At 53.6% G+C, this 14822-nt stretch carries 13 protein-coding genes; 5 read left to right on the forward strand and 8 right to left on the reverse strand.

Features of this window, described 5'->3' with window-relative positions:
• Window positions 1–56: 56 nt before the first annotated feature.
• Entirely contained in the window at window positions 57–362 is a 306-nt protein-coding gene (locus CU041_RS08785) for a hypothetical protein (protein ID WP_101246539.1), read from the forward strand.
• A 278-nt stretch (window positions 363–640) separates the two neighbouring features.
• Window positions 641–1246 carry a superoxide dismutase gene (locus CU041_RS08790; protein WP_101246540.1) on the forward strand — a complete coding sequence of 202 codons (606 nt, stop codon included), beginning with the start codon at window positions 641–643 and terminating at the stop codon, window positions 1244–1246.
• A gap of 87 nt (window positions 1247–1333) precedes the next feature.
• Here CU041_RS08790 and CU041_RS08795 read toward each other — a convergent pair whose 3' ends face one another.
• The 4 genes from CU041_RS08795 to CU041_RS08810 all read right to left on the reverse strand — a co-directional run bounded on the left by CU041_RS08795 (window position 1334) and on the right by CU041_RS08810 (window position 7795).
• The gene (locus CU041_RS08795; RefSeq protein ID WP_101246541.1) at window positions 1334–3466 is read right to left on the reverse strand and encodes a hypothetical protein; all 2133 of its coding nucleotides are present in this window, start codon (window positions 3464–3466) and stop codon (window positions 1334–1336) included.
• 202 nt (window positions 3467–3668) lie between these two features.
• A complete protein-coding gene (gene amaB, locus CU041_RS08800; protein ID WP_101246542.1) occupies window positions 3669–5168 on the reverse strand; it encodes an L-piperidine-6-carboxylate dehydrogenase in 1500 nt (499 codons plus the stop codon).
• 58 nt (window positions 5169–5226) lie between these two features.
• Window positions 5227–6546 (reverse strand): aspartate aminotransferase family protein, encoded by a 1320-nt coding sequence (locus CU041_RS08805; RefSeq protein WP_101246543.1) that lies wholly within the window; start codon window positions 6544–6546, stop codon window positions 5227–5229.
• A 61-nt stretch (window positions 6547–6607) separates the two neighbouring features.
• Window positions 6608–7795: an NAD(P)/FAD-dependent oxidoreductase gene (locus tag CU041_RS08810; protein ID WP_101246544.1), complete on the reverse strand. Its 1188-nt coding sequence runs from the start codon at window positions 7793–7795 to the stop codon at window positions 6608–6610.
• A 39-nt stretch (window positions 7796–7834) separates the two neighbouring features.
• On the opposite strand from CU041_RS08810, the gene CU041_RS20605 reads away from it, so the two are divergent.
• The 3 genes from CU041_RS20605 (at window position 7835) to CU041_RS08820 (ending at window position 10911) form a co-directional block, all read left to right on the forward strand.
• Window positions 7835–8074: a hypothetical protein gene (locus CU041_RS20605; RefSeq protein WP_170310183.1), complete on the forward strand. Its 240-nt coding sequence runs from the start codon at window positions 7835–7837 to the stop codon at window positions 8072–8074.
• Between the two features lie 12 nt (window positions 8075–8086).
• Complete coding sequence (gene gcvA / locus CU041_RS08815) at window positions 8087–9001, forward strand: transcriptional regulator GcvA (protein WP_101246545.1); 915 nt, start codon at window positions 8087–8089, stop codon at window positions 8999–9001.
• Window positions 9002–9201: 200 nt separating this feature from the next.
• Window positions 9202–10911 carry a methyl-accepting chemotaxis protein gene (locus tag CU041_RS08820; protein ID WP_170310184.1) on the forward strand — a complete coding sequence of 570 codons (1710 nt, stop codon included), beginning with the start codon at window positions 9202–9204 and terminating at the stop codon, window positions 10909–10911.
• A gap of 12 nt (window positions 10912–10923) precedes the next feature.
• Here CU041_RS08820 and CU041_RS08825 read toward each other — a convergent pair whose 3' ends face one another.
• From CU041_RS08825 to CU041_RS08840, 4 genes are read right to left on the reverse strand one after another with little or no spacing between them, the layout of a single operon-like run.
• Complete coding sequence (locus CU041_RS08825) at window positions 10924–11748, reverse strand: heme ABC transporter ATP-binding protein (RefSeq protein ID WP_101246547.1); 825 nt, start codon at window positions 11746–11748, stop codon at window positions 10924–10926.
• Window positions 11745–12830 (reverse strand): FecCD family ABC transporter permease, encoded by a 1086-nt coding sequence (locus CU041_RS08830; RefSeq protein ID WP_101246548.1) that lies wholly within the window; start codon window positions 12828–12830, stop codon window positions 11745–11747. Before CU041_RS08830 ends, CU041_RS08825 begins: the two co-directional genes overlap by 4 nt.
• Window positions 12827–13684 carry a heme/hemin ABC transporter substrate-binding protein gene (locus tag CU041_RS08835; protein ID WP_101246549.1) on the reverse strand — a complete coding sequence of 286 codons (858 nt, stop codon included), beginning with the start codon at window positions 13682–13684 and terminating at the stop codon, window positions 12827–12829. The genes CU041_RS08830 and CU041_RS08835 overlap by 4 nt, the downstream gene beginning before the upstream one ends.
• Window positions 13685–13687: 3 nt before the next feature.
• Complete coding sequence (locus CU041_RS08840) at window positions 13688–14761, reverse strand: hemin-degrading factor (RefSeq protein WP_101246550.1); 1074 nt, start codon at window positions 14759–14761, stop codon at window positions 13688–13690.
• Window positions 14762–14822: the final 61 nt, after the last annotated feature.

Here is a 14822-nt window from a genome sequence, read left to right on the forward strand (position 1 = left end):
GCTTCGGGGTGCATCTTGTTTCCATGAGATCGATGCACACAAGCGCGAGGGATATCATGTTGAGATCTATGCGCAGCAAACCGGTCGCCATCGCCCTGATCTGTATCCTGACCGGAACGACCGCGGCTGTGGCAGCCATCCGGATTGCCCCGAAACCGACGACCGACAGTGTTACTATCAGCTCTGAAAAGCCGGCTGGTGAAGTCATTCTGACACACCAGGACGGTACCATTGCGCTTGATCGTGACTGTCATACCTTCCCGTGCAAACTGGATATTTCGTCCCTGCCAAAGGGCGAATATGACGTCATGATCCGCAACGGGACGGATATCGAACATCGCACCGGCCTGTATAAGGAATAGCCGGGGCCACCGATTTTTTTGGCGAGTCCCCGGAACGTTTTCCCGGCCGGGATGTTCAGTGAACAGGGCCAGGCGATATCATATTGCCAAACGGCGCATTGCATAAAATGCCAGCCGACCTAGATTATGGCCCAGAGGCACCCCTCCCTGCCCGGTGAAGTGGCCCTGCAACAAAGGTTTCCAACAGGTTGCACGGGATTTTCACTTTCACCAAAGGTGGAAAAAGGGATATGTTGCGTTACCGCACAGACCAATAATGAAAGTCGAGGAACTGTATCATGGCATTTGAACTCCCAGCACTTCCGTATGCATATGACGCACTTGCGCCGGTCATGTCGGCTGAAACTCTTGAGTTTCACCATGACAAACACCACAACGCCTATGTTGTGAACGGCAACAAGCTGCTCGAAGGTTCGGGCCTTGAAGGCAAGTCGCTTGAAGAAATCGTTGTTGCATCTTACGGCGACGCATCCAAAGCCGGCCTGTTCAACAACGCTGCCCAGCACTGGAACCACATCGAGTTCTGGCAGATGATGAAAGGCAACGGCGGCGGTGCCATTCCGGGTGAACTGGAAAAGAAAATCGTCGAAGATTTCGGCTCTGTTGATGCCTTCAAAGAAGCCTTCATTCAGGCTGGCGTTACCCAGTTCGGTTCGGGCTGGTGCTGGCTGGCACTCGACAAATCCGGCAAACTGGTTGTGACCAAGACCCCGAACGCGGAAAACCCGCTTGTTCACGGTCAGACCCCGCTGCTCGGTTGTGATGTTTGGGAACACTCCTACTACATCGATTACCGCAACGCGCGCCCGGACTATGTCAAAGCCTTCCTCGACAGCCTGGTTAACTGGGAATATGTCGCAGAGCGCTTCTCCAAAGCCGGCTAATCAGCCCGGCTTTGAGACGAGATTAAAGAAAGCGGCTCCTTTTTGGGGCCGCTTTTTTCTTTATATCCAAGACAATTGCAACAGTAATTATTGGGTAACCGACAAATCGATTCCTAATTTTTCTTTGTATACACCAATTCTCTTTTTAGCCCGATCCACAACGTCTTCGTAGAAAAGAACCTCTTGATAAAGTTCTCCTAGATTCTGTGAACTCTCGGGGTCTTCTAATGGACTTGTGCGAAAATAGCCCTTGCCAGTTGGAAATCTAGTCCAGCCCGCTATGCGTAAAGGGTTCAACGTGTCACCGATAATATACCCATAGAATTTTTTGATTCTGCCTTTAGATTTGGCAGCGAGTATATGAGCATATTCAGACAAGTCACCAATGTGATCATCCATGCTAACGCCCGGCGCCTTGAATTCAATAATTATCGCTGAGCCCTCTTCACTGAAAAGAGCAATATCTGGTCGCAACTTTGAATTATCATCCGTTCTTTTTGCGAGGATTTTTTCAAATGCAACATCAATTTCAGGATCGAATAACGCCGATCCATCCTCCCACTCTATCTGTGCGAGTGGTTTATCGGATGAAATATACTCGTAATAGTGGTACTCTTCATTTAGCAGCCAAATGTCGTGATCAGCTACCTCTTTGCTATCCTTCTTCATAGGAAAGAAAACGCTATGAATGATTTTTTCGTCCTTACGCCGCCCCTCAACATCAGGTGCTTGAAAATTCAGTTGCTTTCGGTGGGCTAAGCTCAGGACCTCGACGATTGCAGCCCTTCTCACGACCAGCTGCGACAGGTTGGCCATATCAAAGTTTTTCAACGACGCAGTATACATCCAAGAAAGGTCATTGATTTTCTGTCTGAAATCCTCCGAATCTGGTTCCAAATTGAGAATTTCATCCTTTAAATCAACTATGTTCTCTGTCTCAACAACAACCCTTTCCTGATACTTCTTCAATACTCGATCAACGACAGAATGCGCTGTATCGCCATATCTCACCCGCGTACCTGTATCAGCAAGCATCGCCTCAGAAATCCCAAAGTGCCTCGCAGCACTATCCATCACTTTTTCTTTATTCCAGTCGGGGGGAGTTACGAATTCTGCAATAACGTCGTCAATTACATCGTAAATATCTTGATACGAAATGGGCGCACCTGACACCAAGTCACCACCTTCCAGTTCTTCTGGAAGATCATCAAAATCATCCCGTTGTTCATTGACGCGGTTATCTAGAAAATCACCCTCAATCAAAACGATATGATGGAATTTTCCAACCGGATTATTTTGTTCAGTTTTGGTTCTTAGGTATCTCTTAGTGATGTCTTTAACGGGCGAGGACTTCGCGCAAAAAGCAATGGCGTTCTTTGGAAGGTCATACGCATTTTTATCAAGTTTGTAATGAGACACAGTGAACTGCTGTTCAGTTTGAGTTTTCTCTCCAGTAAGAGGGTCACGCTCCTTAACCATAACCGAACGAACCTCAGACACCGAGGGTAGGTCTGATTTTTTCAACGAGGCCTTAGCTGGGTTGCCGTCCTTCCCCACTTTTGTTTCAAAGGTGATTTTGAAATCACCGATTTGCTCTTCAAGACCAATCAACCTTTGAAGAAAAGATACGAGAACAGTCTTTTTGAGGGAACTTGCTGAGAAGATTTCAGACAAATCTTGCGCTAAAAACTTTCTATTCCGCGCAGTTTCCTTCAAATCTGATAGTGTGATGACGGTTCCGCTTCTTGTGGCATTCGATGGTGAAGCGGAGAACATATCAGGACTAATCTGTTTTTGATCTTCGTGAAACTCTAAGGTTCTCTCTCGAAAAGACCCATCTTCTTGAAAAATTGAAGAAACATTTACGCGGGAGAAGTGGTGGAAGTATTGAATCCTACCCGCTCCCTTACATTTTCCAATCCCTATTACGTCCAAATCATCCTTATATGACGTATCTTTAGTCAAAAATGCGAGAGCTTGATCCTCTCCGATACCGCAACCATTGTCGCTACATGTGATTTGGCAGTCGTGCGCTTCTGCGCCCAACAAATCTATATCCCAAAACTCAACCTTAAAGTGCACCTCCAAAGGTTCTGCACCAGGCTCTTCGTGCTTACGAATTAAGTACGAATCAATAGAGTTCGACAGAAGTTCATCAAAGACAACATAAGGGTTTGAACTAAGCTTAGTGTTCTTGAGGCTTCCACGAACATCTAGCATGCAAATATCTCTCAGGCTAACAAAACAACCAGAAATAATCTAAATCAACTATTTCACTATTCGACCGCTTAGCACAATGCAAATTAATCAATATCACCTTCTATCATGCAATTTGAAAAATTAGACTGCTATCGTTGCCGGAAAGACAAAAACCCCGCCGGCGAACCGGCGGGGTTTGGATCGAACCTGATCGGGCGAGTGATCAGATGTCGAATTTGATGCCCTGAGCCAGCGGCAGCTCGCGGGAATAGTTGATGGTGTTGGTTGCACGGCGCATATAGGCCTTCCAGGCGTCCGAACCGGATTCACGACCACCACCGGTTTCTTTCTCGCCGCCGAACGCACCGCCGATTTCTGCACCGGACGGGCCGATATTGACATTGGCAATACCGCAATCGGAACCGACAGCCGACAGGAACAGTTCGGTTTCGCGCACATCGGTCGAGAAGATGCACGAAGACAACCCTTGCGGCACGCCGTTCTGAAGCGCGATGGCTTCTTCAAGGGTTTCATAGGTCATGACATACAGGATCGGCGCGAAGGTTTCGTTGCGCACGGTATCGGTCTGACCCGGCATTTCAACGACCGACGGGGTGACATAGAAGGCGTTCGGATATTCGGATTCCAGCACACGTTCGCCACCATGAACAACACCGCCATCCTTTTTGGCATTGGCAAGGGCGGTCTGCATGTTGTTGAAGCTGTCTTCATCGATTAGCGGACCAACAAGGGTGCCATCGGCAAGCGGATCACCGATTTTGACCGACTTGTAAGCGGCAATGATTTTCGGAAGCAACTGATCCTTGACGTCTTTATGGACGATCAGGCGACGAAGCGAGGTACAACGCTGACCACAGGTGCCAACAGCCGAGAACACAACCGCACGAACAGTCATATCAAGATCGGCCGACGGGGTCACGATCATGGCGTTGTTGCCGCCAAGTTCCAGAATGGTACGCCCGAACCGTTCGGCAACACGCGGGGCAACTTCGCGGCCCATGCGGGTCGAACCGGTTGCCGAGACCAGAGCCACATCATGGCTGTCGGTCATGGCTTCGCCGATCTTGCGATCGCCGATCACGACCTGATGCAGGCCTTCGGGTGCATCACCGAATTTCGCCAGCGCCTTTTCAAAGATTTTCTGGCAGGCAAGGGCGGTCAACGGGGTCTTTTCCGACGGTTTCCAGATCACGGAGTTACCGCACACAAGCGCAAGCGCGGTGTTCCAGGACCAGACAGCAACCGGGAAGTTGAACGCGGAAATCACGCCAACAACGCCCAGCGGATGCCAGGTTTCCATCATTTTGTGGCCCGGGCGTTCGGATGCGATGGTCAGACCGTAAAGCTGACGCGACAGACCGACTGCGAAGTCGCAGATATCGATCATTTCCTGAACTTCACCAAGACCTTCCTGATAGATTTTGCCGCATTCAAGCGACACCAGACGACCCAGCGGTTCTTTTGCTGCGCGCAATTCTTCGCCCAGAAGACGGGCCAGTTCACCGCGACGCGGACCCGGAACCTGACGCCATTCACCGAATGCCTTTTTGGCATTGCCGATGATGTCGGTCATTGCCGCCGGATCGGTTTCGGCAACAGATGCGATTTCCGAACCGTCAACCGGGGTCTGGACCTTAAGCGTGCCATTGGCGATCTCGGCGTCAGACAGACCAAGCTCGGTCAGGATGGATTTGAAACTCACAGTAAAACTCCCTTCTTTTTAAACTTTCCGGTGATCCCACCGGCATTTCCCGTGATACCTATTGCGTTACCTGCGCCACTTTGGGCAGAAGTCTGGCGATGATGGCAAAGGCCTCATCAACCTGATCAAACGGAATGGTCAAAGGTGCCAGCAGGCGCACCACATTGGCGTGTTCACCACTTGGCATTAACAATAGCCCGCTTTCACGGGCCAGTTGCAACAAGCTTTGCAGACGTTTGGGTGACGGTTTGCCGTCATCTGCAATCACCTCGAACGCGCGCATGGCGCCAATTCCGCGCATATTGCCGATCACATGCCCGCCGGGCAGATCACGCAACCATGCGATATGGGTCGCATATTTCTCGCCAAGCTGCTTGGCACGACCAAGAATGTTGTCTTTTTCCAGAACCTCGAACACACCTTTTGCCGCCGCACAGGCAACCGGATTACCCGAATAGGTTCCGCCAAGGCCACCGGGTGCCAGCGCGCTCATCACGTCCTCTGCCCCGGTGATCGCGGCCAGCGGGAAACCACCGCCGATCCCCTTGCCCATGACAAGGATATCAGGTGCAACACCGGCATGTTCGATGGCAAACATCTTGCCCGTACGGGCAAAGCCCGACTGGATTTCATCGGCAATCAGAACCATGCCGTTTTCATCACAAAGCCGGCACAATGCGACAAGGAATTCACCGTCACAGGCACGAAAACCGCCCTCGCCCTGAACCGGTTCGATCACGATGGCGCCAACCGATTTCGGATCGGCAGAAACCGAAAACAGCTTGGCAATTGCCGCCATTGCATCCTCAACCGATATACCGGTTTCCGGGCAAGGATATGGCAGATGCCAGACCGGCCCCGGAAGCGGCCCAAGACCGGTTTTATAGGGCTTGGTCTTCCCGGTCAGTGCCAGGGTCGCAAGCGTTCTGCCATGAAAGGCCCCTTCGAAAGCAATCACTCCGGTCCGGCCGGTAAAGGCGCGGGCCAGTTTCAGGGCGTTTTCCATCGCCTCGGCCCCGGAATTGGTCAGCATCGATTTTGCCGGACCTTCAATCGGGCAGTTTTTCGCAAGCCAGTCGGTCACCGCAACATAGGGCTCATGGGGCAGTGCGTTAAAACAGCTGTGGGTAAAACGGTCGCACTGGGCAATCACCCGGTCCATCACAACCGGGTTGCGATGGCCGACTGTCAAAACACCGATCCCGCCAACGAAATCGATATAGCGATTGCCATCACTGTCCCAGGCTTCGGCATTCAGCGCCCGATCAAGATAGACCGGGTGCACATTGCGCACCCCGCTTGAAACCGAGACGGCCTGACGGTCACGAATGGAAGTCCCAAGCGTTTCAGCAGTTTTGTTGGCATCATCACGGGGCATTGGGGCCTGCTCCGACAATTGGTTTAACATGTTGATTTCGCATTATCGTTTCGAAATCGAATTAAATAACATTCAGCTCGAAAACCGTGGTGTTATCGCGGATACGCTCATACCCGAATACCGACAGATCAAGGGTCTGATAACTGCCCGTGGTGACAAGTTCGGCAATCCCGCGACCAACAGCCGGGCTTTGCTGCAACCCGTGGCCTGAGAACCCGTTGGCAAAGACGAAGTTCTTCACATCGGTATGGCGCCCCAGGATCGCGTTTTGATCAAGCAGGTTATAGGAATAGTGACCAGCCCAGGCATTGACGACCTTGATCGCCTCAAACCGTTCGCAGCGCTCGTACAGGCCCGGCCAGATGATGTCGTCAAACAGGCTGTGATCAACTTCGAAATCCCAGCATTCCGGGTCACGATCCTTGGGCGGGGCGATCCCGGTGATAAAGAATTCGCCTTCGGGACGGACATAAAGCCCGCTTGGATCAATCAGCATCGGACAGGACGCACTGATATCTTCGGCATCTCGGCAATTGAACACGAAGATGCAACGTTTGCGCGGCTCGACCGGGATTTCAAGACCCGCCATTGCTGCAAGTTTCGAACAACCGGTTCCCGCCGCATTGATCAGGGTTCCACAGCCAAACCTGCGCCCGTCTTTCAGGATAACCCCGGTAATCTGATCGCCTTGACGGGTAAGTTCGACAACTTCGCCGTCAATATATTCTGCTCCGCGCCGGCGGGCCTGTTTGCGGAATGACTGCATCAGGCAATAGGCATCAAACCAGCCTTCACCCGTTCGGCCCCAGCACCCCGCAGACAGATCGGATGTATTCATCCACGGATATTTGGCGGCCAGTTCATCGGGCTCCATCCAAACGATATCCGCACCGAATTCGATCTGGGTCGCGTGGTTCTGTTTCAGGATATCGCGCCCCTGATCGGTTGCCAGAATCAGATAACCCTTTTCATGCAGGGCAATATCGACATCGGGATCAAGGTCACGTTTCAGATTGCGCAGGAAATCGATGCCATAGGCCGACATTTCGATATTCACCGGGGTCGAGAATTGCTGACGGATTGATGCCGCCGACAGGGCCGTTGAACAGAATTCGTAATTGGGATCTTTTTCAATCACCAGAACCCGGCCCGTGAAATCATCCCGGCCGGTCAAATGCCACGCGATGGAGCTGCCAATAACCGCCCCACCGACAATGATCACATCATAATTTGCGTCAACAGAACCCATTCTTGCCTTCTACCCGATAAATTGTTGAAGCCCTGGCCAATGGCCGAACGCCTTCTTCCCGGACATTTTTGTTTTTATGCGCTGGATGCCATCCAAGTCCGAAACGGGGGAGACATCCTTCCGAAACATTACAAACTGACGGCAATCCAGCGCGATGGCTCTTGGCCTGAACGCTTCATATGGTGGCGCGAGGAGGCTTGGAACCGTTTAAAACGTTACGCCTTGGCTGCACAGCAAACAAACGATATATTCGCACCAAATCATTCCATTTTGTTATGAACTGGATCCTTTATGCGTCGCGTCCTGCCATCGCTGACTGCCCTGCAATTTTTTGAAAGTTCGGCCCGCCATCTGTCCTTTACCCGGGCTGCCGAAGAACTGAACGTCACGCAAAGCGCAATCAGCCGCCAGATCCGTGCGCTTGAGGAATATCTGGGTCGTGATCTGTTTCGCCGGGTGAAAAAACGCCTGAAACTGACTGCTGCGGGCGAAGCCTATGCCGCACAGGTTCGCGATCTTCTGGACCGGGCAGAAGCCGCCACCCTTCAGGTCATGGCCTATTCCGATGCCGGCGGGATGCTGAATGTCGGGACTTTGCCGACATTTGGTGCGCGCTGGCTTGTGCCGCGCCTTGGGGATTTCAAGGCAACCTGGCCTGATATCCAGCTTAATCTGATCACCCAGACGCGCGAGTTCAATTTCGACCGCGAAGGCATCGATATTGCCATTCATTTCGGGGATGACAATCTGCCCGGCTGTGTGTCCCATCGCCTGATGGGTGAAACGCTTATTGCGGTTTGCGCCCCCAAACTGCTTAAGGAAAATGACGATCTGCCGATTGCGCGCGAACGGGTGCGCAACTGCACGCTGTTGCAACATTCCACCCGCCCGCGCGCCTGGCAGGATTGGCTGGCCGCAACCGGAGTGGCTGTGGTCGATGAACTGGCCGGGCCACGGTTTGAGCATTTCCACATGGTCATCCAGGCTGCGGTCGCCGGACTGGGTCTGGCATTATTGCCGGAGTTTCTGGTGCGCGAAGAACTCGAAAGCGGGCGTCTGGTTGCGCCCTTTGATGTCTCGATCCCCAATCAGCACGCCTATTACGTTGTCTATCCCAAGGAAAAGGAAAACAACTTTGCAGTGCGGGCTTTTCGGGACTGGCTGATCGCGACCTGCAAAACCGAACAGGAAGCCCGCCCGGGCTGATCCCACCCGAACAAAACCCAGATACTATTCTTGTGGACAGAAAATTGATTGCCGATTGAACCAGCGATCCCTAAAGTTTCCGCATCCGGGGGTCGGGGCCGCATTTTTGCGCGCAATCCCCATATAGAAAAATGCTTTCAAAAGCATATTCGGGAGCAGTCCGGCAAACTGGCCGGGGGTGGGAGAAGGGAATTCAATCCGTGTCGTTACTTGAAGACCGCCTGGAACGCTACGACGTCTTGCCAGCCACATTTGGCATTTTGCGTAAGGCATCCAAGGACATTCACGATGGGGCGGCCAAACGCGCCAGGACATTTTACAAGATCATCGCCCAAAAAGCCGGTCCTGATCAGCCCTCCCTTTCCGATAGCGTGACAGCACAGCTGACCGACGCCCTTCAATCCCACTGGCAAAAGCTGTTTGATGGCAAGATTGATGATGATTTTGTGCGGCAATCCATTGCCATCGGGAAACGCCACGAAGAATACGCCATCACCCCCAAACTTTATATTTCCGCTTATAACGCGGTTACCGATGCGCTGATCGAAACCATTATTGTCAAATTCCGCTGGCGTGCCGGCGAAGCCGGGAAAATCGTCACGGCCCTGACATCGGTCATGCTGCTTGATATCGAATTGACCCTGACGGCCTATTGCGATGCCAGTGCCGAAAACCGGCACAAGGCATCGGAAAACGCCTTTGCCGATCAACAGCTTGACCGCACGATGGATTTGTCAGTCGCGATCAATGAAAGTGCAATTTCAAATGCACGGATGATGAACGTGATCAGCGATGTCGACCGGCAAGCCCAGTCGATTTCAGCGGCGGTCGATCAGATGGTATCGGGTATCAGTCACATTGCGGAAAACGGTCGGGTTGCTGCCGACAATGCCGAAGACGCCATCAATGTCACCCGCAACGGTCAGGAAACCGTCAATGGCGCAGTCGACAGCATGAATGCCATTGCCAACGCGGTTCAGGATGCGTCGCGCCGGGTCGATATCCTTGCCGATGCATCGGCAAAGATCGGGGAAATTGTCCAGTCGATCGAAGCCATTGCATCGGAAACCAATCTTTTGGCGCTTAATGCCACCATTGAAGCCGCCCGTGCTGGCGAAGCCGGCAAGGGATTTGCCGTCGTCGCCAACGAGGTCAAGGCACTGAGCCAGCAAACCGCACGTGCAACCGAGGAAATCCGAACCCGTATCACCAACCTTCAGGACGAAACGCGCGGCATTGTCGATGCGATGAATCTCGGCACCGAAGCAGTATCGCGCGGGCAGGAAGTCATGGGTGAGGTCGCCCATGACATCAGTGAAATCGGCAACAAAATGGAAGACACCACCCAACGCATTGCCGACATTTCCAACATTCTTGATGAACAAAACCGCGCCACAGACGCCGTACGCACCGGCATCAGTGGCATTGCCAACCAGACCGGCGGACAGGTTACGGCCATCAAATCGGCAATCGCAACCGTTGGTGAAGTCGAACAACTGATCGAACAACAGGTTTCCGAACTTGTGCGGTATGACATTCCCAACCGCACCATCCGAAGTGCCCGGGCTGAGCACGCCGTCTATTTCAAGGCCGTCGCCGAAGTTCTGGCCGGGCTTGCCGATCCTGCCAATGTTGAAATCGGTGCCGCCACCAGTTGCCGGTTTGGCAAATGGTATGACAGCGACGCCAGCAAACCCTTCCGGGACCTGCCGGGATTTGCTGCCGTGCGCCAACCTCATGAAAATCAGCACAAAGCCGGGCATGACGCAATTGCGGCCTATGCCAATAATGACATTCCGGCTGCCGAAGCGGCCTTTGCCAGGATGGAGGCCGCAACGACCGATGTGCTTGCAGCCCTTAAGCAGCTTGCCGATGAAGCATCGCAAACAGTTTCAAAAAGCAGCACCTGACGGAAAAACCGGTCAACCGGCCTGACTGACCAGAACGCTACCGCCTTCGGGATCAGGGATGGCGCGGATCGGGCTTTTAAACACGGCCGACAACAAATCCGGGCGCATGACATCGTCAACCGCACCCTTTGCAACCATTTCCCCGTTTTGCAAAACAACAACCCGGTCGGCATAGGCCGTGACCTGATTGAAATCATGCAAGATCATCAGAACACCAACCCTGTTTTGATGGGCTTCGCGCCGGGCAACGCCAAGCAACGCATGCTGATGGGAAACATCCAGACCCGATGTCGGCTCATCAAGCAACAAAAACCGGTCACGATCCTCATGACCGGTTTTGGGAACCATATTGCGTTCCGGCCCATCCATTCCCCAGACCTGAACCAAGGCACGGGCCAGATGCACGCGCTGTTTTTCCCCGCCCGACAATGCCGGATAGGCACGGTCGGCAAGGTGATCAATATCGGCAAGCCTGATCGCATGGCGAACCAGCTTCTGATCAAGTTGCCTGGTTGATATCTTGCGAAATGGTGCACGACCCAGCGCAACCACATCGCGCACTGCAAACGGAAAGGTCATCGAGGCGGCCTGTGGCATCACGGCGCGCGACTGGGCCAGCGCCAATGCCGTGGTTTCCGTGATGTCCTGACCACTTTGCCGTATGGTCCCCTTGGTTGCCCGATATTCACCGGCCAATACCCGAAGCAGGGTCGATTTGCCCGCCCCGTTTGGCCCCAGCACGGCCAGCACCTCGCCCGGTGTGACTTCAAGCGAAATATCACGCAGCAAATAACGGCCACGCGCCACAAAGCTAACGTCTTGTGCCACCAAACTCATAGGCGACGCCTTTTCTTTTCGCGCATCAGCAATCCAAGGAAAAACGGCCCGCCGACAATCCCGGTCACAAGACCGATCGGCAGTTCGGCCGGAAGAACAATGATCCGTGCCACCGCATCGGCCCCGGTCAGCATGATCGCCCCGCAAATTGCCGATGCCGGCAGGACATAACGGTTATCAGGCCCGGTAACCAGCCGCACAAGATGCGGTGCCACCAGCCCGACAAATCCGATAATGCCCGAAACAGCCACGGCTGCACCGACCACAAGGGCCGTTACCACCGTCGCCCGGCGTTTAAGATGTTCGACCTCGACGCCAAGATGGCGTGCTTCGGCCTCGCCCAGTAAGAACAGGTTAAGCGGCGTGCCAAGCGTCATCAGATAGGCAATGCCCAGTGCCATGATGAACAGTGCTGGTGTATCGGTCGGGCCGTTCCCGGCAAGTGCCCCCATCTGCCAGAAGGTCAGGCTGCGTAACTGGGCGTCATCGGCCATATAGGTAAAGACACCGACACCGGCAAAGGCCATCGCATTGATGGCAACCCCGATCAGCAACATGATTGCGGCATCTGTCTGGCCATCCTGACGTGACAGAATCCGGATGAAGGCAGTTGCGATCACCGCCCCGCCAAAGGCCGCGAGCGGAACACCATAAGGCCCGACAACCGGATAATAACTGCCCAGAATGATATGGCCGGTCACGATCATTGCAACCGCCCCCAGGGCCGCACTGGCAGATACCCCGATGATGCCCGGATCCGCGATCGGATTGCGAAACAGACTTTGCATCACCGCCCCGGCAAGACCAAGTCCCGCACCAATCACAATCGCACGCGCAATCCGGGGCAACCGCAAGGTATCAAGGACACGCGCATCAAATGCATCAATGCCGACACCCGCGACACCAATCCGGTGCGCGATATGCGCAACCACATCACCAAGTTCGATGCGCGCCCCGCCGGTGCCCAGCGAAATGATCACCAGAACCAGCAGCGCAACCATCAAAAGAACCAGAACCATCACCGGCCGATTGATTTGCCAGTATTGCCGAAGCGATGTTTCCACCTGCCTCACAGACTTCATTGACCGTGTTCTTGTTGATGAAGGGATTTCGCCACATCACGGATTTCTGACGCCGATTCCGGTCCGAAACCAAGAATGGTCGAAGACGAAACCGTCAAAACCTTGCCATTGGCAACCGCCTTGTTCAGACCAAGAACCGGGTCGGATTTCAAACCGTCCAGGCCACCGAAATGGTCAACCGTCGACTGCGGCACCAGCACATAATCAGACTGATCGGCAGCAATGATTTCCGGTGAAACCGGTTTGAACCCGTCAAAACTTGCCATCGGATTGGTCCCGCCAATCAGATCGATGATTTCTGAAGCCGTCGTGTGGCTTCCTGCCGAAAGCGGTTTGCCATGACCAACCGCCATCAGAAAGATGATGCTTGGACGTCCGGCTTCATCACGTGCAGCAAGACCCGAAATATCGTCACGGACTTTCTGGATCAGTGACTTCGCATCTTCGTCGCGCCCAAGAGCCTTGCCCGCAACCGCGATTGCATCTGGCAGGTTCTTGATCTCGTCCAAAGACGGCAATTTGACGACCGGTATTCCCAGATTGCCAAGTTCCTGCAACACGTTTTCGGGTCCGGATTTTTCAACAGCAACAACAAGGTCGGGCTTCAGGCTGATGATCCCCTCTGATGCCAGTTGCCGCATATAGCCAACCTTGGGCAAAGTCGGCACGGGATCGGGTCGGGTACTGGTGGTGTCGGTTGCAACCACGCTGTCCCCGGCACCAAGTGCAAAGACGATTTCAGTTGCCGGTGCACCGACAGTAATGACACGCGCCGGACGCTCGTCGGCATGGCTTGGCACAGCAAGACCGGTACCGGACATCAGGACAATCAGGAATGCGATAAAACGACGCATCAGTTACTCCGCAACAGCTTGTTTAGCGGCATCAAATCGCGGAAGTCCTTCCGCCAGTTTCTGCCAGGCAGGGTTTTCGGGTTCTTTTGGCGCGCGTTCACCACAGAAGATCGCGAAGTTGTTAAGGTCCGCGTCATACAATTCAACAGTGGTCACCACACCTTCGCGGATCGGTTTGCGCACGATCCAGGCTTCGGCGATCATATCCATGCGCAGATGCAGGGTGAAACGCGGGTCCATGACATTGATCCAGTCCCCCATTTCACGGATGGTGTTCACGGGGCCGGTGTGAATCTGGATCGCACCGGCATTGCCGACAAACACCATGATCGGCAAACCGCTTTCGGATGCCGATTCCAGCATGGTTTTAAGGGAATCGTTGGTCAGTCGTTCGGCAAACTCGGTGCCGACAAGACGCATGCCCTGCTGACGCCCGACATTGAAATCCTTAAGCAGACCGTGGAACTGATGCACATCGGTCATTTTGCGCCAGTGGGCGCGCAGGTTCTCGACATCGACATCTTCATCCTTGCGGGTCACGGCCTTGGGCAATGGCGGCAGGGTCTCGATACCCGGTTGCTGATTCCCGGCACGGAATTCCGCAATCAGCGCCTCGTAACCCGCTGCGTTTGAGTTGTCGGTCAGGAAAATCTTGTGGATCGCTTTGCCTTCATGATCGAAGAACTGCAAGCTGCGGCGACGCCCTGCGCGCGGATTGTTGGTTTCAACCGCAAATCCGTGCCCCCAGCGCCCCAAAAACAGGCGAAGGTCCACATCGCCGTTCAGGACAAGGCCCATTTCGCCATTGATGCTGACCTTGCCAAAGGTTCCGATCTTTTCATGAACAACACTGGGATTGCGGGTCAGGATCTTGACCTCGCCCAGTTCTTCTAGGCGCTTGATCAGATCCCCCCAATCAGCATCCAGACGCACGACATTGTTGCCAATACCCGCTGCAACCAGCTCACCTTCGGTCAGGCCAAGCTCGGCTGCGATATCCACCGCATAGCCCTTTGCCTCCCCGGCAGAAAAGGCCGACCAGGCTTCAAGCGGTGTTTTGAAATTGTTTTCACTCATGGCGTTTAAATACCTCCTCAAAGATCAGACGATGCAAAAGCTGCATCGTCTGATCCCGTGA

The sequence above is a fragment of the Thalassospira povalilytica genome, assembly GCF_002844235.1.
Classification (GTDB): Bacteria; Pseudomonadota; Alphaproteobacteria; order Rhodospirillales; family Thalassospiraceae; genus Thalassospira; species Thalassospira povalilytica.